Annotated in this window: 10 protein-coding genes, 1 tRNA gene and 1 pseudogene; 11 read left to right on the top strand and 1 reads right to left on the bottom strand. The window is 41.9% G+C overall.

The window, feature by feature from the left end; all coding sequences use genetic code 11:
• The first annotated feature begins 193 nt into the window (after window positions 1-193).
• The 11 genes and pseudogenes from thiL to B3317_RS12510 all read left to right on the top strand — a co-directional run bounded on the left by thiL (window position 194) and on the right by B3317_RS12510 (window position 23,719).
• Complete coding sequence (gene thiL, locus B3317_RS12560) at window positions 194-1,228, top strand: thiamine-phosphate kinase (protein WP_291112074.1); 1,035 nt, start codon at window positions 194-196, stop codon at window positions 1,226-1,228.
• Between the two features lie 271 nt (window positions 1,229-1,499).
• Window positions 1,500-1,572 (top strand) — tRNA-Phe (locus B3317_RS12555).
• Between the two features lie 102 nt (window positions 1,573-1,674).
• A pseudogene (locus B3317_RS12550) lies at window positions 1,675-2,151 on the top strand (phage integrase SAM-like domain-containing protein).
• 124 nt (window positions 2,152-2,275) lie between these two features.
• The gene (locus tag B3317_RS12545) at window positions 2,276-6,724 is read left to right on the top strand and encodes a hypothetical protein (protein ID WP_291112071.1); all 4,449 of its coding nucleotides are present in this window, start codon (window positions 2,276-2,278) and stop codon (window positions 6,722-6,724) included.
• A 28-nt stretch (window positions 6,725-6,752) separates the two neighbouring features.
• Entirely contained in the window at window positions 6,753-8,831 is a 2,079-nt protein-coding gene (locus B3317_RS12540) for a fibronectin type III domain-containing protein (protein WP_291112069.1), read from the top strand.
• 25 nt (window positions 8,832-8,856) lie between these two features.
• Window positions 8,857-14,637 carry a T9SS type A sorting domain-containing protein gene (locus B3317_RS12535; protein WP_291112067.1) on the top strand — a complete coding sequence of 1,927 codons (5,781 nt, stop codon included), beginning with the start codon at window positions 8,857-8,859 and terminating at the stop codon, window positions 14,635-14,637.
• Between the two features lie 88 nt (window positions 14,638-14,725).
• Entirely contained in the window at window positions 14,726-19,366 is a 4,641-nt protein-coding gene (locus B3317_RS12530; protein ID WP_291112064.1) for a hypothetical protein, read from the top strand.
• 7 nt (window positions 19,367-19,373) lie between these two features.
• On the top strand, window positions 19,374-19,829 hold the full coding sequence (locus tag B3317_RS12525; protein ID WP_291112062.1) for a hypothetical protein: 456 nt from the start codon (window positions 19,374-19,376) through the stop codon (window positions 19,827-19,829).
• 238 nt (window positions 19,830-20,067) lie between these two features.
• Entirely contained in the window at window positions 20,068-21,405 is a 1,338-nt protein-coding gene (locus tag B3317_RS12520) for a PKD domain-containing protein (RefSeq protein ID WP_291112060.1), read from the top strand.
• A gap of 79 nt (window positions 21,406-21,484) precedes the next feature.
• The gene (locus tag B3317_RS12515) at window positions 21,485-23,113 is read left to right on the top strand and encodes a hypothetical protein (RefSeq protein ID WP_291112057.1); all 1,629 of its coding nucleotides are present in this window, start codon (window positions 21,485-21,487) and stop codon (window positions 23,111-23,113) included.
• Window positions 23,114-23,200: 87 nt separating this feature from the next.
• Window positions 23,201-23,719 (top strand): lipocalin family protein, encoded by a 519-nt coding sequence (locus B3317_RS12510; protein WP_291112055.1) that lies wholly within the window; start codon window positions 23,201-23,203, stop codon window positions 23,717-23,719.
• A 225-nt stretch (window positions 23,720-23,944) separates the two neighbouring features.
• On the opposite strand, the gene B3317_RS12505 is transcribed toward B3317_RS12510, so the two are convergent.
• Window positions 23,945-24,136, bottom strand: coding sequence for a hypothetical protein (locus tag B3317_RS12505; protein WP_291112052.1), 192 nt, complete (start codon window positions 24,134-24,136; stop codon window positions 23,945-23,947).
• Window positions 24,137-24,519: the final 383 nt, after the last annotated feature.

Genomic DNA, 24,519 nt, shown 5'->3' with positions numbered 1-24,519 from the left:
TCGGAAAAGAAAAGTACCTTTACATACAGTAACCTACCGGACTGATATTGCTTTTTGCATTTTTGTTACTGGTTTGTTACTTGCTGAATTTGAAAAGTAGGTTTATATATTTATTATCAGCCGATTATAGAACTTATTTACCTTTGTTGCCTTTTATATATCTAACTTTGTGTATTATTCAAAATCTGAAGGAATGAAACGAACAGAAATAGCAAGCCTGGGTGAATTCGGCCTTATCGATCACCTGACAAAGAATATTGAACTAAAGAATACCAGCTCTGAAAAAGGAGTGGGAGATGACGCCGCTGTTTTGTCTTACGGTAATAAAAAGACATTGGTAACCACTGATCTCTTACTCGAAGGTATTCATTTCGACCTGATGTATGTGCCATTGAAGCATCTTGGATACAAGTCGGCTGTTGTCAATTTTTCTGATATTTATGCTATGAACGGTCAGCCTAAACAGATAACAGTTTCGTTAGGTCTCTCGAAACGTTTTTCGGTAGAAGATATGGAAACATTTTACGAAGGGCTTGGTTTGGCTTGTGAAGAGTATGGCGTAGACTTGGTAGGGGGAGATACATCCGCATCACTTACAGGTCTGGCTATCAGCATTACTTGTATTGGTGAAGGTGAAGAAAGTAAAATATCCTATCGTAATGGTGCAAAAGAGACGGATCTGATTTGTGTTTCCGGTGATTTAGGTGCAGCTTTTATGGGGCTTCAATTACTGGAACGTGAAAAAGCAGTATATGGAGGAGAAAAAGACTTTCAGCCTGATTTTACAGGGAAAGAGTATTTACTTGAGCGCCAGTTGAAACCGGAAGCCCGTAAAGATATTGTAAAGTTTCTGGCAGAAGAAGGCATTGTACCGACATCGATGATTGATATATCGGATGGCTTGTCCTCCGAGTTGAAGCATATATGTAAACAAAGTAAGGTTGGATGCCATATTTATGAAGAGCGTGTCCCGATAGATTATCAGACGGCCATGATGGCGGAACAATTTAATATGAATGTGACGACGGTCGCTCTGAATGGAGGTGAGGATTACGAATTGCTCTTTACGGTACCTTTGTATTTGCATGATAAGGTATCGAAGATAAAAGGTGCCCATATCATCGGACATATAACAAAAGAGGGTTTAGGCCTTGTGATGGAAACCCGTGACGGAACCGAAATTGAACTAAAGGCTCAAGGTTGGGACTCGATAGGGGAGGAAAAGTAATACTTCATAAAATATGGAAGAAACTGTTACTTTTGTCACTTTTTTAAAGAAATTGAGGGATAATATTAGCTAAGGAAACGATAAATAGGGGAGAGGATAATACAAAATGGACGGATATATTTAGTGTAAATTGTTTTTAATCAGATAATTATGTTATGTTCTGTTTGCACTGTTTCTTTATATTGAAATATTTTATACGATATTTTTGGTAAATGTAAAATATATCCTATCTTTGCACACGCAAACGCAAGACTACAAAACTACAAACATTGGTGCCATAGCTCAGTTGGTAGAGCAAAGGACTGAAAATCCTTGTGTCCCCGGTTCGATTCCTGGTGGCACCACTTTTAAAGCATTTATCATCAAAGAGTTACAGAAATGTAACTCTTTTTTTGTATAAATACTGGATAAAATATTCGTTTGTGTTCTAAATTGTGTTAACCAAAATGAGCATAAACATTGATGTGATTTGCTACAAATTCACAACCTTCAAGAATGGAGAATCCCCTTTCTATAAAGCAAAGGAACAAAAGAGGTATGGATATGCTGAATCTATACAGCAGGTTTATAACTCCTTATTAAAATTTAATAAGCATCTTGAAATATTGTTTTCTGAAATAGATATACAGTGGCTAAAGAGGTATGAACTTTAGCTGAGAAAAAGGGCTCAATCTGAAAATACCATTGGCATAAGATTTAGAACCTTTAGAGCCGTTTATAACTTAGCTATGGAAGAAGGGATTGTTAAATCAGGCTTCTATCCTTTCAAGAAGTATAAAGTATCAAAATTTCACGAAGAAACCATCAAAAGAGCAATAATCAAAGATGAAGTGATGAAGGTTATTAATTATCAGAAAGAAGATAAAGGTATAGAAAATTGCTTTCACAAAGAATCAGAGTGGTATATTAATCATTCAAAATAAGTTTAATTTAATTTTTTTTACAAAAAAGATAATTGTTAAAATTTTTTACTACTTTTGACTTTTGTGCCGTGATAATGAAAAATTATCTTAAATAACCAAACACTGAACTCAAGAATTACATAATATGCCGTTCCCTTTATCTATATTATTGTTAAATAAAAAAGTCCTTTTTATTACTCTGTTTTTCTTTTATTTTGGAGTAAGTCTTATTTCTCAGCCCTTATTAAAAGCAGACAGGGCACAGGAAGACTTTGCTATTATCGAGTCCCAGAACCGATTCATTGATAACCTGGGTATTGGAACAGGTGAACAGGTCGGCAAAGCCTACAATCTGCCTGTGGGAATAAAGAAGATAGCCGGAAATATCCCCTTTACCCTTGCTGTCACTAATGTGCGTTTCGGTAATCAGTATGGAGAATTAACACTTTTGATGAAGATGCGCATTCCTCAATCCGGTAATGCTAAAGATAAAGAATTACTATTCGGAGCCACAGATGTTAAAATAACCAATACAGGCGATTTAGTTGGAGATGTTAAATTATCCTTATTAAATAATATTCCCCTTTCTTTGGGTAATTTGGGAGATATCGTTTTCAAAGGTAGCCTGAATGACAGTACAGGAAGGGCTGAATCCAATACCTATGTATCCCTGGACTGTAATGGCAACTTCAAAGAATTATCTATAGATGCCGATATCGTATTAAACCCGAATACATTTGTATTGGTATCGAATAAGAATAAACCCGTAACAAGCAGTTTCCGTACCGTTATCTATGATTGGAACGACCTGATCGCGGAAATTTCGCTTCCGGCCTTCGAAATAAAAGGAGCCGAAGGTTTTGAGTTCAGCCTGTCAAGGGCGACATTGGATTTAAGTGATCTGAAAAATCCCGTATCATTTACTCTTGACCCTCAATATTTCAGAGAATATTTTACATTACCCGATCCCGACTTATGGCGGGGTCTGTATGTTGACCGGTTTACATTAACTCTTCCGGAACAGTTTAAGAATAAACAATCGGGAAAAAGGATCATCCTGGAAGCATCACACCTGCTGATAGACGAGAATGGCATCACAGGTGATATCACAGGTAAAAATATATTATCGCTGGAAACCGGAGACGCTTCGGGCTGGGGATTCTCAGTAGAAGATTTCCGTTTGTCATTGTTAGCGAATAATATCAAAGGTTTTGGTTTTGGCGGACAGATCAATATTCCCATCTCGGAGAAGAGCCAGCCGCGTCCTTATGAAGCATACATATCCAATAATGAATACTTGTTCAAGGTCGGCTTGGGAGAAAACCTCTCTTTTGACATATTCGGACAAGCCCAAATGCACCTTGATCCGACTTCCTACCTGTTAATGCAGGTGAAGGACAGGCGTTTTAGCCCGAGGCTCGTTTTAAACGGCTCGATGGGTATCGATAAAGACGGTCTTAAAATGGAACAGGTCGTTTTCAGAAAGCTCGTATTCGCGACGGAATCCCCTTACTTTTCGGTGGAATCCGTAGAATACGGCGGGGAAGTCAAACTGAACAATTTTCCTGTCACAATAAGCGATATACGCTTTAAAACGGCTAGCGACCTGGCTACGCTTGGATTCGATATCAAAGTCAACCTGATGCAGGAGAAAATAGCGGCAGGAGGACGCCTGGAACTAGCCTCGCAGTATACGAACGGTCGTTGGAGATTCAAGGGGCTTTCTATCGGAGCTATCAAGCTTGAAAACACGCAACTGGCCGGCTTTAGCCTGGATGGAGAGATACGGATAGAAAAAGACCACCCCATATACGGGAATTATTTCGGAGGGTATATACAGGCGACTTTCGGTGCATTATCATCAGGCCTGAAAGTAGGGGTTACCTCCGTCTTCGGCAATAAGGATTTCCGCTACTGGTATGTAGAAGGGCAGGCAGAATTCAAAGGAACAGGTATCCCTGTAGGCCCGGTATTTCTGAACGGGTTTACCGGAGGCGCTTATTACCGGATGTCGCCTGCCGGAGGAAGCAAACTCCAGGCCTATGCGCCGGATGACAAAGTATCATTAGGCCTGAAGGCTGGGGTTTCATATCATGTCGGAAGCAAGCTGGCCCTGAACGGAGACGCCCTTTTTGAAATGAACTTCCTGTCCTCCGGGGGAATAAAGAATATCCGCTTTTACGGCAGCGCACAGTTTATGTCGCCGCTTGATATGACCGGCAAACTGGGCAAGCTCGGTGACATGCATAAGAATGCGCAGGCAAAGGTTGAAAATATCAGCAACAGTTTAACGGATAAGCTGCCGGGCAATATGTCCGGCTCGGATATAACTAAAAAGATATTGCCCGACCTTAAACTGTCAGGGGCAATCAATGCCTATATGGCCATGGACTATGATTTCCCTTCGAAGACCTTCGATGCCGATTTCAGGGTGATGGTCTATGCGCCGGGTGGCATCTTGCGCGGGACAGGCAACAATAATGAGGCAGGCTGGGCCAAACTCCACTGTTCTCCTCAGAGTTGGTATATTCATGTAGGCACGCCCAATAATCCGGTAGGGCTAAAACTGGGACTGGGGCCGTTATCCTTGAGTACGCAATCCTATTTTATGCTTGGCGACAAGCTGGAAAACCCGATCGTTCCCAACGAAGTTATTGATATACTGGGAATCACTCCGCAGGAGGCGGACTATATGAAAAGCCCGGACCTGACAGCGGCGGGCAAGGGAGTCGCTTTCGGCTCGCGCTTCTCGTTCGATACGGGGGATATGACTTTTCTGATCCTGTATGCCCGCTTTATGGCCGGGGCAGGCTTTGACATTATGCTCCGTGACATGAGTAACTATGCCTGCGAAGGAAGCAATACCCCTGTCGGAATGGACGGGTGGTATGCCAACGGACAGTGTTACGCTTACTTGTCGGGCGAATTGGGGGTAAAAATCAAACTCTTGTTTATCAAAAAGAAAATCACAATTATTAAAGGCTCTGCCGCGGCATTATTACAGGCGCGTTTGCCTAATCCGACCTGGATAGGCGGACAGCTGGCCGTCAGGCTGAATGTACTTGGAGGCCTTATCAAAGCCAATATGAAAATGAAAATGAGCTTCGGCAATGACTGTAAGCTCGTCGCTATCAATGGAGACGGCTCCCCGCTTGATATGCCTTTAATCGCCGACCTGACCCCCTATGACAGAGATACGGATGTCGATGTATTCCTGTCTCCGCAGGCTACCTTCAATATGCCTTTGGGAGAACCTTTCGATATCGAGGATGAAGGCGGGAATATTAAATCCTACCGGATAAAACTTGCCGACTTCTCTATAACGGACAGCAAAAACCAAAAGGTTGAAGGTAAGGTGAAAATGAATAAGGCTAATGATGCGGCCACATTTGAGTCAAAAGAGATATTGCCTCCGTATAATGATATGAAAGTATCCGTATCTGTAAATTTTGAAGAATACAAAGGGGGAAGCTGGTCTGTGGTTTCACAAAACGGGAATATAGCCAGGGAGTCGAAGGAAGCCTCATTCAAGACAGGCGGCGCTCCCAATTATATCCCGCTTACCAATATCGCATATTGTTATCCGGTTGTGGGACAGCGGAATTTCTTTAAGGAAGAGGTAAATGCCGGCTATGTGCAGCTAAAAAAAGGGCAAAGCTATCTGTTTCCTGATAACTTCGAGTATGACGCCAATTTTTCAGCGAAAAACGGCAATATGGCAAAGGCGGCTTTCAGATATAGCAGTTCGGATTCACGTATTAATTATTCCCTGCCTAATGTCGTAAACCAGACAGACTATGAACTGGTATTTGCCGCCTCCGCAGGAGGGCAAACCGGACAAACATCAGAAACACGGAAAACGACCGACACATTGACCGATGCAGACGGAGAATCCTTCTCTGTAGACTATATGCAGCAGGCTGCACAAAAAATTAAAAAGGACGGCGTACTGGAAGTGTTGAAATACCCTTTCCGGACAAGCCAATACAATACTTTCGGCCAAAAACTGTCTGTATTACAGATGGAACCGACATCCCGTTATGTAAATACAGATGTACGCTCATTGCTCCTTAAATCGAGGGATAGCTACGAAGCTTTCGATGAAGCGGAGCTTACAGGTAACGGATATACCGCAGGAGCACCTCTGGTATCTGCGGAAGCGGCGATGGATAATGATTATTACACAAAGGATATTGCGCCTTTAGTCTATAACTGGTATCCACAAAAAGGCATTACCATTACCGGCAGGGATGTAAATGAGTACGGCGTACCTCCGTCCAAGGCTTTCCCTTTGTATGACGGGTACCTGGGCTATATATCCGGGGATGCCTTTAACGATTTTATGTCGAAGATACTGCCGTTCGTATATGAACTGCCTTACTATTACAGTAAAGACTATTACGAACTGAGGACAAAAGCAGTGAATTCATTCGATAAGGGTATTAACATGCAGCCGCTGATGCCATTGATCAACAGCCACTTCTTGTTTATCAGGCAGGGGAACTATAAAGCAACCTTCCGGTACAACCTTCCGGGTGGAAAAGCGGGAACTAACAGGCAGATGGATTATATAAATACACTGGACTGGCGATAATAATCTTACACATTTATAGAATTACGGAATGATGAAAAAACTTATTATATATTTATTCTTGTTACAGTTTGTACAGAATAATATTACATTATCAGCTCAGGAATATAATGCCACCGCTACACCAATAGAAAATTTCCGGGCCAAAGGTTTTGTTGCAGATAAGAATGAAATAAAACTTCGCTGGTCTCCGGGGAATACAAGGGCGTGGTCTGACGGGATTAAATACGGATATACAGTCAAGCGCTACACTGTAATGATTGATAACAGGTGGCAGGAAACTCCCGGAGAGACAATATTTGTGGAGAACTTAAAACCACGAGCTTTGGCAGACTGGGAAGAATATGCTAATAAGTCGGATTATGCAGCCGTCATCGCACAGGCTTTTTACGGCGAAGACTTTGAGCTCAGCGCTTCGGGGAATAATGATATCGGCAGTATTATTAACCAGGCAAACGAGTTGGAACAGCGTTTTTCCACTTCGGTCTTTATGGCTGAATACGATTATAAGGCAGCAGTATTGGCCGGCTGGGCATGGACGGATAATACGGTAAAAGAGAACGAGCGTTACCTGTACCGTATTTACCTGAACCGTCCTGAAAGTCTACAGGGAGATACCGCGGCTGTCTATATAGGATTGGAAGATAAAAAGGAACTGCCCAAGCCCATCGGGTTAAATGCTCTGTTTGGAGACAAGTCCGTCATGCTATCATGGAACTATACCTTGTTGTCGGATACCTACCATTCCTACCATATCGAGCGTAAAAAAGAGGGTGGAACTTTTAAAAAGATAACAGACCTGCCCGTTACCGCCCTCGACGGTGAAATGAAGGAAGTTTTCTATACCGACAGTCTGGCAAACAATGAAACTTTTTATACTTACCGCATAACCGGGCTGACCGGATTCGATGAGACGGGGCCTTACAGTGGAGAAGTCAGCGGAAAAGGAGAAAAAGCTTTAAGTTGTATCCCTTATATTTACAGTGGGGATTTCACAGATAAGGACCGTGCAAAGATTTACTGGGAATTTGAATGTGAGGACAACAGCCAGATTGAAAAGTTCAGCCTGTCGGCATCAAAAGATATAGACGGGGAATATCAGTCTCTATTAGACAATATCCCGTTGGATAAAAGGGAACTGGAGTTTCCCTTAACCGAGGTCAGATCGTATGTTAAATTACAGGTAAAAGTCAATGATGGCCGTAAAACCGAGTCTTTCCCGTTTTTGCTGAGGCAGGTAGATTCCATTCCTCCTGCTGTCCCCACAGGATTGAAAGTAGAAATAGACTCTGCGGGAGTTGTCTGTTTATCCTGGAGTGCAAATCAGGAACCGGACTTATTGGGTTACCGCATCCTGCGTTCTTTTACGGAAAACGAGGAGAAATCATCCATAACACCGGAATTTATTACTCAAAACCATTATGCCGATACGCTTTCCCTTGATTTGGGTAATAGCTATGTCTATTACAGCTTGACAGCTATCGATGAGCGCTATAATGAATCGGAACCATGTATGCCGGTCAAAGCCGCCAAGCCCAATAATAAGACCCCGGACGAGCCTGTTATTACCGGGTATAAATTATTGTCGGATAATAAAGTTGCTATTGAATGGACCCCAAACCCCGGACATCCGGATATAACCTATAAACTGATCCGGACGAATTTTGACAACCCGGAATATACCAGGACAGTATTTTCAGGTGATTATAATACAACGTCTTACTCGGATGAAATCCCTGTAGCGGGAAAATACCGTTACAGCCTGGTCGCTACTGCCGTAAACGGGAAGAAATCTTTTTCCCCGCAGCCTCTGGAAGTGGATATCACGGCAGATGCCATACCGGAGGGAGTAGCAGGCTTTACTTCATATGCGGACATTAATAAAGGCTATATCGAACTGTCGTGGAAAAAGCATGAGAAAGCAAAACTATATAGGATTTATAAAGCTGCTGAAAATGAAAAAACAGCTTTATGGAAGGAGGTGGAGTCAATCCAAACACGGATTACAGACGAAATAGTATCTCCCGGAAACCACTATAGCTATACTATCCTGTATATTACAGATGAAGGCCGGATGTCGAAAGCTAAGACGATTGTTGTTGATTATTAACCTTAAAAAACCTGACACAAAATATATGAAAAAGCAATTGTTTCTATTTATTTTATTGGCAGTCAATATAACCGGTTTGTACTCCCAGACGCAAGCACCTGTAGGAATGTATGAAGTTTATTTTATAGGTTGGTTACAGGGTGCAAGCAATCACCATTGTGGACGTGCATATGTGGAAATGACTTTAAATAATAGTACAGGAAATGAGGTTAAGAAAATATTTGACACTGAATATGGAGAAAACTCTCCTCGGCAAAACTTTAGCAAGAGTAATACATTAAGCACTTTCAGTGCTAACAAAAATATCACCAAGTTATTTTTTTCAACAACGAGGTATCAACGCAGCAGTTGTCGTGGTACCAGACCGCATAATTCTGGTAGCCTAAATTCCGGATTAAATGTATCTTGTTACACATTGGCTTTTCAATTTACCCAATTTACGAATGAAGATACGGATGGTGAGGGTCTTTGGAATTCCTCGTTTACGCTTTATATAAGGCCTAAACTGGTTATTGTAGATAATGATCCATCAAATAACTTTCTTCCGACAGAAGAAAGGGTTACTATCAATTCTCATTCCAATTTTAAATATGCAGAGTATAACTGGCAATACCGTATAACTGGTTCTAGCTGGGTATCCTTACCCCAATACAATGGACAATCTTCTATTACAATTAATGCTAAAGATATATTAGGAAATAATGCCGAGAATTATGCAGGCCAATCTGTCGATTTCCGACAGGTCGCATGTAACAATGACTGTGTATCGGCTACCGTTTCTTATAGTATCCGTAAATCCGCTCCCCGTATTCTGAGTGTTACAGCTATAGACAAAATCTGCGTCGGCGCAGCAAACGGGAAACTGAAAGTGCAGTTGGACAGAGCCTTATTGTCCGGTGAACAATTACAAATATACTACAAGAACCTGACAACCTCAACATTAGGAGATATCTCAATTTCTACTTTGAACAGCGATAACAGTTTTTATTTAAACAACCTGGATGCAGGCAATTATGAGATACAGGTATCAGGTATTTACAATGGCAATACGACTTACTCCGACGGACCGGACCATAAAAAACCGGGAAAAATAGAACCTTTTCCTCTCCTTGCCTATTCGACAGCCAGTTCGTCCAATATCACCTGTTTTGGAGCTGATAACGGCTCTATTACCGTCGCAGCTTCCGGCGGTGATGGCAGTTATACCCTTCACTGGCGCGGACAGGGCGGAAGCTATACGGCAACAGCTTTTACTTCTTCCTCCCAAACCATCCTGTCCAATCTGCAACCCGGAACTTACGAATACTATGTTACAGACAGCCATAACTGCGAACTTCGTGATGTAGACGGCATCATTATCCGGACAGTAACCCTTACCCAGCCTGCTAAAGCGCTGGATTTTGCTTTCCAGGCTTCCACGAAACCTTCGGGTTATGGCAGGAGCGACGGTTCAGTGACACTGGAAGGCGATGGGGGAACACCGTTAACAGGAAACAGTTATACCGCCACCTGGAAAAATAAAATTACTAACCAGCTGGTTACAACCCTCGAGAACGATCCTTCGGGAGCAAAATTCAGGACGACAGTTAAGAATATCCCTGCCGGGACTTATACCGTAGAGATTAAGGACGCCAATAACTGTACCTTTACGGATGAGATAACAATCGTTCAGCCCGAAGAACTGATTGTAACCATCGAAGATATGCGAGCTGTATTATGTAACGGAGATACAAACGGAGAATTGGTTGCCCACGCCCGCGGGGGAATACTGGAACCCGGACAGGTTTATACCTACCAATGGTATAAAAAGAACGGCACCGCATACCAAACCATACCTATAACCGACAGCATTGCCCCGAACCTGGGCAAAGGCGATTATAAGGTTGAAATCAAAGATCGGAGCCGGATTGTAAATATAGCCGAAAACGAGTTTATCCTGAACGAACCGGCAGTTTTAGCCTCAAGCTTGTCCAAACAGGATGTGACATGCTTCGGAGGCAATAATGGATCGATTCGTATTGAAGTATCCGGTGGAGTCGGAGGATACAAGCTCTATTACAAATTAAAAGACGACGCGGCCTACGGCCAGCCGTTAAATCCGCAGGGAAGCGTATTTACCCTGAATAGCCTTACGGTTAACGAATATTGGATATACATTACCGATGCTAATGGATGCATTGCCCCGGTAGGAGGAAACGACGTTGCGCAAATCACTATCAGCCAACCCTCGCAGGCTCTGGAGATAAGCAATACTGTTGTAAAACCGGTTAGCGGTTTCGGCCGTTCCGACGGAAGCATTACCATACAGGTAAAAGGCGGAACACCTAATCCGTCAGCGCCGTTTTACAATATAACATGGAAAAATGCTTCGGGAACAACGATAACAAGCAGCGAATCGACAGGAACGGACAATATCTTTACCTCGAAGATAGAAAACCTTTCCAATGGTATTTATACGGTAGAAATAAAAGACAGGAATTACACAGGTGTGGCCAATGCCTGTTATGTAACTACAAGCTTTACGGTTATCCAACCGGAAGCATTGACTTTACAGTTGGAAAATACAAATAGAGTCTATTGCTTTGGAGAAGAAACGGGGCAGCTCGTGGCTCATGTAAGAGGCGGCGTATCCGGCAGTTTCTCAAGCATGCCGTATAACTATAAATGGTATAAGGTTGTAAATGGAAATGCTACACTTATCCCGAATCAAAGCGACAGCATCCTGTCAAACCGTCCCGCCGGGTCTTATAAGGTAAGGATCGAAGATGCCAGCAGCCCGGCCAATACCATCGAGTCGGCAGTTTTTGAAATCACACAGCCCGCATTGCTTATTACAATGCTTACAACCCGGAATATAGGATGTTATGGCGAAAACACAGGGTTTATCCATATAAGTGTATCCGGAGGGACGGGAGGTTATAAACTTTTTTGCAAAAAGGAAGGGACAGATACCGCATATAGGGAATATTCGGTTAATACGGGAGATAATACGTTTTATATGGATAACCTCTATCATGGGAAGTATAATGTATATATTCTTGATGCAAACAGTTGCTATGCAAAAATAAACGGAGATAATGTCTATGAAATTATATTAACCCAGCCGATGGCTCCTTTATCCATTACAGAAACAAACCGAATCAATGTATCCGGATTTGGGCGTTCTGATGGAGAAATAGCAATCAAAGTAGCCGGAGGGACGATGAATACCTCCGCACCGTACTACGATATTATCTGGAAGAATAGCTCCGGTACAGTAATAACAAGCACTGACGCTTTTGATGCCTACGGTGTATTTACCTCAAAGATACAAAACCAATCCAAAGGAACATACACTGTAGAGATAAGGGACAACAATTATGGAGGTATGGCTAATACCTGCTATGCGACAGCTACTTATATCCTTACCCAGCCCGATCCTCTGGTTGTACAACTGGTACAGACAGACAGCATCTACTGTCACGGAGAAGCTACGGGAACGCTGGTTGCCCATGCAAAAGGGGGAGTACCTAACCTCCAGACAATCTACCCGTATAGCTATAAATGGTACAAAATAGAAAACGGTAATGCAGTGCTTATCCCGAATGAAACAGACAGCATTTTAGAACAGCGTCCGGCAGGATTCTATAAGGTAAGGATCGAAGACTTCAGCCGCACCGCCAATACCATCGAATCCGGAATTTTTGAAATTACCCAACCAACATTACTAACCACTGTATTAACCACACGGGATATTTCCTGCCACGACCTGAACGACGGCTTTATCAGGATAGAGGTATCAGGCGGAACAGGAAGTTACAGGCTCTTCTGTAAAAAGGCGGGAACAGAAGCCAACTATATAGAATACCCCGTCAATCCGGATCATAAGACCTTCCTGATAGACAACCTTTATTCCGGAACCTATAGTGTCTATATACAGGATGCCAACGAATGTTACGCGCAGATAAACTCGGAAGATATACACGAAATCACCTTGGCTCAACCTGCCACACCGTTAGCGATCTCAGGCATGTCTAAAACCGATGCTTCGGGCTTCGGCCGCTCCGACGGGAATATAAAGATTACAATAGAAGGAGGTACGCCAAATGTGGACAACACTTATAATGTGATTTGGAAGAATAATATAGGTCAAACCTTGTCTGCAACAGGTTCTATTGAAAACGGTAAATATGTTTCATTGCTGAATAATATACCGAAAGGAAATTATACCATAGAAGTAAAAGACAGGAATTATGCAGGAGCCTATCCGGAGGCTAATGCCTCTTGTATAGTTATGGAGTTTTATACTATCTCTGAACCCGATGAGTTGCTGGCAAGCGTGGAAGAATCCCATTTTATATCCTGCAACGGCATGTCTGACGGGCAGCTTATCATTCATGCCACAGGAGGTATACAAAACCCAGTGGCCGGACGCCTGCCTTATGTCTATAAATGGTATAAGGAAGAACCGGGAACAGGATATACCTTGCTTGCCAAAGAACGGGACAGCATTCTCTCCAATATACCCACCGGCAATTATAAAGTCGAAATAGAAGACTACAGTCGCATTGTAAATGCGGTATCGGTCAATTACAATTTGAAACAACCTGAATTGCTGCAGGCTACAGCTACTGAGACAAGCATTACCTGCGGACAGACCGCAACGGTTTCCGTCAGCGTCACAGGCGGTACGGCGCCATACAGTTACCAGTGGAGCACCGGGGATAAGACGGCGAATGTAAGCAATATGCCTGCAGGAAGGTATTATGCCTTTATTACCGACAGCAGGGGATGTGAAACCACAGCTATCGCAAAAATTTCGACACCTGCAGATTTACAAGTTACTGCCGTAACAACAAACCCTGTATGCTACGGGGCGGATAACGGAAGTATTAAGTTACAAGTTACAGGCGGTACGACTCCATATACTTATAAATGGAATACGGGAACTACCGGCAAAGATCTGAATAATCTTAAAGCCGGATTATATACGGTGGTTATTTCCGACAAAGCCGGCTGCACATATACAGATAACTTTATCCTATCCGATCCTGAACCCTTGACGGTATATCTGGGAGAAGACCGTACTTTGTGTAACGGGCAGAGCCTGACCTTAGCACCTGCTGTTGCAGATACGAAAACAAAATTCAGCTGGACCGGCCCGAATTCATTCAATGCTGTTTCGTCCGAAATTACAGTCGATAAAGCGGGAACTTATAAACTTACAATAACCGATAGTAAAGGATGTCAGGCTACGGATGAAATTAACATCAATGTAAAAAATATAGATATTAGCTCTGAGATCTTCGTCGCAACAGAAGTCTTTGCAGGAGATACGGTAGTAATAGCCAATATCAGCAATCCAAACCCTGACAATGTGGAATGGTTGATTGAAGACTCCGACTCGCTAAAAGTCGTTGAGATGGATGAGCATTATGCCAGGGTTCTGTTCTCTGAAACAGGATATTACAAGATCGGCTTCAGAGCTCATAAAGGGGATTGTTTTCAGGAAATATTCAAAACGATCACTGTTGTAGACAGGGATGGAACAGAGGATGATGCGTTCGGGGAATCTATTATTGAGAAATATTATGTATACCCTAACCCGAACGACGGCAACTTTAATGTGAAGATTACATTGAACAAGACCAGCGCCATCCGCCTGCGCATTATCAATATTGGTACCGGGAATACAGTCAGTGACAAGAAGTACGCGGGACAAAAGGAATATGACATTCCTTACAATAAGTCTATTGCTCCGGGAGTCTATGTCATTGTTCTGGAAACAGCGTCCGGGCATATGAATCTTAAAATGATTGTCAGGTAAGAGCCCGAAAGAATAAGTAATAATAATTAGAATAGTAAATAATAAAACGAAAATATAGATGAACCGGCAGTATAATAAGCGACAGATTATGAACAACGTATTCCTGCGTTGGATGTACATCCTGATCCTGTGTCTGGCTAGTGTGGGAACATACGGACAGCAACAAACCTATCCGGTACAGGTGTACACCCAGCTGGCGCCCCCATACACAGCTCATATACCGGCTTACTATACCGGGACACAGGCAAAGCTGAAAGTAATGCTTATTAATACGGATATGCAGCAACCGCTGGTGAAAGTATATCTCCGTATGAAGATACTTTCTTCTTCGTTTTCAGCGGTTACTCCACCGGAGGTCTATACCCCGCAAATAGAGCTTCAGGCAGGTATGCCCTTGACCCTGTCGCTGAACGATCTGGAACCTTATTTCAAAAAGGAGAACCTGCGGGTCAGCGGAGGGCAGAGCGAGTTCTACCGGACACAGATGCTCCCCGATAATTTTTACCGTTTTCATTTTGAAGCCTATGAGGTTGGGACAAACCGCCTTGTCAGCAATACGAAAACGGGCTTTGCCCAGGCGATGATCGCTTCGGGGGAACCGCCGGTACTGAACCTGCCGCAAAAAGGCTCGGTAATAAAAGAAAACAATATCCCGTCCATTATGTTCTCATGGACGCCTAAGCATATGAACTCCATAGCAGCAGCTTACGGGACGGAATACGATATATCATTGGTCGAAATTTATGACAAACAGGTAGCCCCCGAAGCTGCCTTTGATTATTCGAGGGTTCTTTATACCGAAACGACCAAATCCACATCCTTTATACATACCGTTGCGCAACCATTATTGATTCCGGGCATGCGTTATGCCTGGAGGGTACAGGCCAAAGCCCGTGAAGGCGTAGATGAGATCAGTGTTTTTAAAAATAATGGTTATAGTCCGGTATCCTGGTTTGATTACACCGCCGACTGCAAAACCGTGCAAAGCTGCGGAGCCATCTATGAAAACGGGCATGTCGATATTAGTTGGCAGGATGTCGGGGCGATGGAATATACCGTCGAATACCGTAAAAAGGGAACAAGCAGATGGTATACCGGAACTATAAATAAACCATTGTTAAGCCAACTGTATAACTTGCAGGCGGGAAAAGATTATGAATACCGCATCGGATCGCGCTGTGTGGCAGGGGATGCTTTCCGGTATAATGATCTTCAGGCTTTCCATATACCCGACAGACAGGAAAACGGGCCTAATTGCGGGTTGATGCCGGATATCAGCCTGACCAACCGGACTCCTGCGCGCGAACTGCAATCAGGCATGCCTGTATTGGTGGGAGATTTCCCTGTGTTTATCACAAAGGTAAGCGGTTCTGGACGGTTCACCGGCGAGGGGTATGTGGGCATTCCGTACTTACAGGGAGCTCAGATAGCGGTAACTTTCAAAGATATTGTTGTCAATACCGATAACCGGCTGGTAGAAGGTTTCTTCGAAACGAAATACGACACGAAGAACAATAACCTTTTATTCGATGCCGACCAGTACCAGACAGGAGGTAAAGGTGTGGGGGATATCCGCAGCGATGAAGAACAGGCGGCCTTTAAGGTAGACTATACAATCAATCCGGACATTAAAGCCCTGCCGTTAAAAGCAGATGGGACAAAGGATGAAGTAAAGGAAGGAACCGACTATACTATATCTAAGGGCGAGAACGGCAAATACACCTTTATCCTGACCGACAGCGAAGGTAAGGAGCATAAGGTAGAAGCGGATACCATGCCGGCTACTATCGAGGATAAGGAAGGCAATACCTACGAAGTAAACGAAAAGGGAGAGGTGAAGCCTGTTTCCAAAGTTTCGGAAATCAAGCTGGATAACGCAACGAGAGATACACAAAGCAAGCTTGCTGCTTTATCATTCAAATCGACCAAGAATACAAAATATGCTTTGGATGAATACAGGGATGTATATGACAAGGTAACCGAGTACAAAGACCAGTACAAAGCAGAAGGTACAGCCATAACAGCCTCGGCCAAGTTTATGTTGCCGGGTGCGAGTGATGAAATAGCCGTATATATTAAAGAAAATAAGGATAATAAGCTTATTCCTGAGAAAGTACGCTTTGTAACGGGTAAAGGCAGGGAATATCCGGCAACATATGATAACCAAACCAAAGGGTGGACGCTGACCATCGTCGGCGGACAGGCTAACGACGGGCAGGAACTGTATGCCGTACAGGACATAGGCGACGGTAAATATGAGACACTGGGCAAGCTGAATATCTTTACCCATGAGCCACTGGAAAGGAAAGTGACCCTTGTTCCTGTCAATGGAAAAAATAACAATCTGGATGGGCAAGCCGTACAAAACGGCCTGAATGAAATATACGGCAAGGTGGGTATTCACTGGACGGTGAATGTGCTGGAGAAACCGTTCAGCTATACACCAAAGAATGGCTCGACCTTTAATGTGACGGGCAGCGGATTGTTGTCGATGTTTACCGATGATATGAAGGCTATTAACGAAGCCTTTAAGCAGTCGGGAGAGTATCAGGAAGATGGTTTGTATCTATTTGTAATAGGTGATAAAGCCAGCGAAAGCGGAACAGAAGGCGATATGCCGCTGGGTTCGCAGTTTGGCTACCTGTTCCCGAATGCGACTATACGGACTATTGCCCATGAAGTCGGTCACGGTGCATTCAATCTGGAGCATCCGTTCGACAGGCCGGTACGGAACAGTTTCGGTAAAGGAGACCTAAAAGACAACCTGATGGAGTACGGAACTGGTACGGAACTGGTGAAACTGCAATGGGATCAGACAAGGGCGCCGGGGCATGTGATAGGGTTGTTCCAGAAGGATAAGAGCGGGATGAGTGCAAAATCTGACGGGCTTTATATTAAAGAAAAAGCATTATATGGCTTACCGGGTGGACGTGTGATTGAACTGGAAAAGATTACAATACATCCGTTCTGCTCAACAACAGGCTACAATGATTACTTGTTTGCATTTACAGATGAACAAGGGAACAAATGGGTTTGTGATGAAACCGAAAGCACCGGAACAGGCTTTTACTTTAAGGATTACCTGAATACGAAGAATAACACATCTCGCAGTTCGACTTTGAGAAGTGTAAAAGATAATGACATTGTCTATCGGATAATCTTTGATAAAGATAAATCTGTATTAAATGTATATAAGATTACATTCGGAGTATTGGATAAATCTGTATTTTCTACTTCTGATGTGTTTAGCTTCTTTGAACGGGCTGCCGGGTATAAAAATAATATCCAATCGTCAACACTTGTCTATTCGGCACCTGTCAAAAATCCTTGCGCAGGAACAGTTAGTTCCGAACCTGATTGGAAAAGTATGGGGTCTAACCTCTCTGGCCTGAATAAACGCCTTATCAGTAACTGGAATGTCAGTATAACAGACCGGAACGGTAAAAAGCACGAATTAACCACAGGCGGCAAAGGCGGTGTCGAGTATAAGTATGACCAAGCTGCGAAGAAATGGAAAGCGGAAATATCCGGTAATTGGGATGATGAAACCAAACAAGTTATAACCGATATTATCAACAAAAAACTGGATGCTTTCCAAGTCGATGAAAACGGTAATACAAAAATATCCCAGACAACTGTAACTCCTTTTGCAACGGAAGATGGAGGCGAATTCCGCTTTGGCGATGGCTTACGCTGGTATGAATGGGGAAGTGTCTTATGTGATGCCGGAACGTCTATTTACGATCATGCGGCTTTGCCTGAAACATACTGGAACCAAAGCGATCCTAAATATAAGGATTATCCGTTAAAGGCTGCGCCTACCTTTGTAGGAGTAGCGGACGGAGCGATTGAGGAGATAACCGGTACGGCACAACTGGTAAAACTCGGACTTGAGATTACGACCGATAAAGAGATGGCTCAAGCCATGTGGAACAGCATCAAGGGGATTAACCTAAGCACGATAAAAGAAGCTGCCGCCGGAGCTATTAAAGATAAATGGGATAAGTATGCTAACAGCCCGGATTATATAACTTACCACGAAATAGGAAAAGACGGAGTTCAAGTGGCAAGTATGCTCTATGGAGGCTTTGCGACGAAAGGGAAAAAATTGACTGATGCGGTCGAGGAGACTGGGGAACTCGTCAAGAAAAAAGCAGATGATGTATTAGAGGAAGCTGCTACAAATATAATCCGGCATTTTGATGATGCTATTGAAGATGGCGTAAGTAGTAATATTACCAAAGCTATTAAAGATGGAATCCTTGATAAGGATATTGTCGAAGAATTAGGAGACGAAATTAAAGATATTGCCGCTTCAAAAAGTAAGAAATTATCTTGGGAAGAGGTACAGGCTCTATTTAAACGCGGTAATGACTTTAATAGGAAAGCAAGAGATACTTATGATTATAACGAAATTGTATTAGAAAATGGCAAACGTTTAGATTCTTATATTCCTGGAAAAGAGATAATTTCTCGAAAGGCAACAACTTTATCTGAAATTCAACCTCAAACTTTCGAAAATTATTTAAATGAATTAATAACGAAATACAAAAAAGGCACTAAAATTAATTCAAGTAAAACGTTAGGAATTTTAGAAGGAGATTATTATCTGGAAATACCAAGCTCCAATAAAATGTTCTTTGAAAGCAGTACAGAATATCAAAAAATTCTCCGTGACTTTAATACGAAAAAAAGTGTTGAAATTAGAATTAAATATTTAGACGAATAAATGCAATATGGAAAATAAATTAATAGACATTTTAAATAAAATAGAATTCTCAAAAAAATATATTGATATATGTAATCGATATTCTGATTTTGATAATGGGAAAAATTTCCAGAAGAAAGATATTTTAGAAATATTACTCATGAACAAAATTGATATGGAGTTTAGTTCGAAAGAGAAGTTGTTCTACAAAGATTATTTTATTAGTAATTATATAATCCGATTTCTTTTTTCTTTTAAATATGGTTTCATAGAATGTTTTTATACCATACGATATAATGACGATTCAGAAAACATATCAGGTAGATTTAATAGTATTGCTACTTTGCAAAATGCAGATTTTAATAACATGGTAAAACATAAATTTCCTATTGCTACTTCTATAGAAGATTTACAAAACATACTAAATGAATTATTAAGAATACATAATGATTTTATAGTTCGATTAAAAGAAAATGGATTTTAGAAATTCCAGACACCCGCTCGCGCGGACTTCTAGTCCGTGTGTTGCGCAGCAAAAATAGATTATAACTATTATGAGTAGAAGGTATAAATTTCATAATCCGGATGGGCTTTACTTTATCAGCTTTGCTGTTAAAGATTGGCTTGATGTTTTTTCTCCGCTACCGAACGAGGGGATTCTATCCTCATCCATTCGAATACATAGCGGATTATAAATCCTGAAAATAAAAGAATAACAATAAATGAAAAAACTAATATACCTGCTAACACTGATACAATTCTACTCCTGCCACACCGAGCAGACTATCCCTGTTGAGATAGACGTTGCTTTACATATCAAGGATGGCAATCACACTTCGCCCCTGTCCGTAACTATAGAGAACAGAACAAAAAGCGCGAGTAGTTTTCAGTGGACTTTTGAAGGCGGCGAACCTGCTACTTCTACAAAGGAAAATCCGGGAACAGTTGTATTTACGGAACCCGGAGAACACATGATTACATTAGAAGCATGGAATGACGGCAACCGCATATCAAAAGCATATACTGTAAGAGTAGACAGCGCCGTAACGGCGCGATTTAAAGGCGAAGTAGATATAAACAATTACGCTCCTGCGATATACAAAATAACTAACCTCTCAGTAGGTGGAAGCACATATCACTGGACATTTGAGGGAGGCGAACCATCCTCCTATGACGAGCAAAATCCACCGGACATTACTTACGCCAATCAAGGAACATACACCATCCGCTTGACCGTCGATAACGGCAGTGCAATATTTACATCAGAACAGGAGATCACTGTCCGCGAACCGTTGGATGTCTCTTTTAGCATTATACCCTCTTTTGAAGATATGGATGATATGGAAGCCCCTTTGCGGGCAACTTTTGAGTCACAGTTACAAGGTGTTGAAACCCTTTGGTGGGAATGCGCCAATGCTACCATTACAAATAATACTTCAGCCGAAGCCGGTATCCATTTCCCTATTGCCGGGCAATATACCGTTTACCTGAATGTGTCTAATGGAAAATATACCAAGCGGGTCTCACAGAATATCACAGTAAAGGCAAATACAAACCTGAGAACCCATAAGGATATAAAGTTAGGCATTAATACAGCCTCGGAAACAATAGGTTCCCTTTACTCAACTAAACTAAGGCGCGTATTCAAGACTTCTGAGATCAACAGCGGCAATGGAGCGCTGGTCGATATTGCCTTTTTCGGATTAAACGCTGATTTTACCTATAACCAATTTGTTTCACCGGACAAGCTGTATGAAACAGCATTACCCGAAATACCCAACGCCAAGCCAACCAAATTCATAAACAAAACAGAATTGAGCCCCATATCCCTTACTCCCGACCAGTTTAATACAATGACAACAGACGCTTTACTTAAAAACCTACAGATTTCAACAGTAAGCTATCGGGACGAATTCTTCACCGCCAGCCCACTGCCGCGCGTCGTATTGTTTGAAACTTCGGATGGTCGTAAAGGTGCGATTTTAATAAAGGCATTGATAAACTCAGGTAAAGAAAGCTCATATATACTAACAGATATCAAAATCCAGAAAAATGATTAGACGCCTCTTTATACCCTTAACGGCTTTATTTATAATAACTACAACAAACTTACAAGCACAAAGCTTTCGTATTGAAGATATGAAAAACCTGTTTGGAAAAGGCAATCCGTTGAAACTGACAGGAGGTTTCTCCGCGAATTCCGTTGTCAATGCAGGAAACGGAGCTTCTGGGCGTGACCCCTGGGCCTATTACCTGAACGGTAATGTCAATCTGAATATATACGGGCAGGTCAATCTTCCATTTTCATTCAGCCTTACCAATTCCGGTAGTAGTTACAAGCTTCCATCGAGCCCCAACCGTTTAAGTATCCATCCTTCGTATAAATGGATTACAGGGCATATCGGGGACGTTTCGATGACTTTCTCTCCTTATACGCTGAACGGGCATATCTTTACCGGGGCCGGAGTGGAACTTACACCCGACGGCTGGGAATTTTCGGCTATGTACGGACGTTTTCAGAAAGCAGTAGAATTTGATGACTCCAATCCGGCTTTCCTTCCAACCTATAAGCGCATGGGTTACGGATTCAAAGCAGGCAGGGTTAAGGAAAAATATCAAGTATCAATTAATCTATTCAGTGCAAAGGATAAAATATCTTCATTGGCTATTCCCCCTGACAGCCTCGGTATAACGCCAATGGAAAATCTGGCCGGAAGCATATCATTCCTGTACAAGCCAGTCAATTTTATCGAAGTCAGCGGAGAATACGGAATAAGCATGCTAACTACAGATATACGCTCAGCAGATGATGATATGGACGGTATATTAGGTCTGTGGGCGGGTAGTAATATGTCTTCTGCCGTTTACCATGCGTTCAAGGCGCAGTTAAGTTATGTAGGCGAGACAAACCGTTTCGGTGTAGCTTATGAGCGTATCGATCCGAATTACCGCACATTAGGGGCTTATTACTTTACGAATGATATAGAGAATATAACAGTCAATGCTTATCAGTCGTTTTGGGAAAATAAGATGAGTGTCAGCCTGAGTGTGGGCTATGAGCATGACGACCTGAAAAAAAGCAAGGCCAGCGCATCTTCGAGGGTTGTGGCTTCCGGAAATGTAACAGCCTCTTTCAGTGAAAGGGTGAATGCAAACCTTTCCTATACCAACTTTCAGACTTATACCAATGTTCGCTCCAACTTCGAGCTGATCAATCAGGAGAATAACCTGGACAGGCTGGATACGTTGAATTTTGTACAGCTCAGCCAGTCGGCGAATTTGAATATGAATGTTATTACCAAAAAGAATGAAGTTCAGTTGCATAACCTGAATATCAACCTGTCCTATCAGGATGCCGCAAATAAGCAAGGCGGGATATATCATCCGGGAAGTGTAACAGAAATGGTAAATGCCGGCACTTCTTACTCTTGGACTTTTTTGAAATCAGGTTTATCTCTAAACGGTGCCTTGAATTTTAACAATAGTAGAATATTGAATGGCAACACGCTAACCTGGGGTCCGACACTGGGAATTTCGAGCCGTCTGTTTAAAAAGAAAGTCAATCTGGCAGGATCTTTATCTTATAATACCGGAAGTCTGGAAGGGACAAAACAGAATGAAGTTTTTATGTGCCGTATCAACAGTTCCTATTCACCTATACAGCGGCATTCAATCACCTTAGCCTATAACTTCCAATGGCGGTCAGTGGTGAACCGGCCGGCAACAAATAACTCTTTGGCTACAATTGGATATTCCTGTAGTTTTTGACTCCCAGCAAATAAGGGAACAGACAAAATATAAACTTATATAAAATATAAATTCGCTCACTTAATTATTAATTTAAAACAAAAGAAAATGAAAGAAAGATTAAAAGTTTTATCGGTTATGTCGATGGTATTATTCCTGTCATTAACTGTAGTTTCTTGTTCTAATGATGACGAGGAAAAAGAGAATAATTCCATTGTCGGGACATGGAAATTCAAATCCGTGGCAGCCGGAGAAATCAAAACCAATAGTACAGTTAATGATGAAAAAATAAAACCGGAAATCATTGCAGCAGCGACAGATGATTTCAAAGAAACCACGATTACCCTTAAAAGTGATGGAACCTTTATAGAAGAAGATAAGGATGAACCTGAACCAAGTACCGGTACCTATACTTTTTCTGAAGGAGTATTAACTTTAATAAATAAGAGTAGTGAATCCTATTCGATGAAGGCATCGGTTGAAAATGGGATATTGACCATTGAACAAGACTATACATTCTATTGCAATGGATTGCAACTGGATAAATTGATTGAACTGGGTATTAGTGATCCTGTGAATTTTCAGGCGACAAAAGCCATCGCAAAAATCAGTTTCAACAGACAGTAAAGAAAGAAATCGTTTTAGCTATAAGTCCCTCCAAATACTTCTCTTAAAATGGGATATTTGGAGGGATTTTTTATGAGTATTCCGATAACTGCTTGTTTTGAAACAGATAATACGACGACAAAGTATTCTTACCAATGGAGATCACGAGACTGAATAAACCATAGATAGTAATCTGACAATCATAGATAAGCCACCCTGTCAGATTGAATTGAGTTTGATTACATACTATCTTTTTTTACGCATACTTTTCTTCAAATTCTTTGAAATATTCAGATATTTATCTTGTTCTTTATGATTCTTTTCCACTTTAGATATTCTCGGATCACTCCATGCTTCCTTATATTCTGTGTCAGCTTTATTTTCTTTCCAGAGGTATGGGTAAGCAAAATTACCCAACAATTTTGCAAGAGAAAGCATTGGTAATCAATGATAGATATATGAAGCCATATCCGACTTCTATATAAGTAATATCACTTATTCATAGTTGATTAGGAACAGTTGGGTTGTAGTCCCGGATCAAAACCGGTGATGAGAAAAGATAGTCTTGCGACGGCTTCGGCTACACTTTACTAGCATATGATTATCAGCTAATAGGTTCAAAAAGGTATCCCGTCCTATGTGAAGACCTACCTGTTCAAACTTGGGGATTAAATAGATACGGAGCTTATTGGCTCCCATGCATGGAAAATCCTTATGTACTTGACGGGCTATCTTAATACTTTTTAAAGGTTATAAACTCTATTTTTTGTAAAGCTATTTTAGTACAAGACAGTATTAGCTTTTAGTGTACTAGTTTACAA

Origin of the sequence: Dysgonomonas sp. UBA7710, from assembly GCF_002482385.1 — a bacterium.
Classification (GTDB): domain Bacteria; phylum Bacteroidota; class Bacteroidia; order Bacteroidales; family Dysgonomonadaceae; genus Dysgonomonas.
Note: the sequence above shows the minus strand (reverse complement) of the source record. Positions and strands in the feature narration are given on the sequence as shown.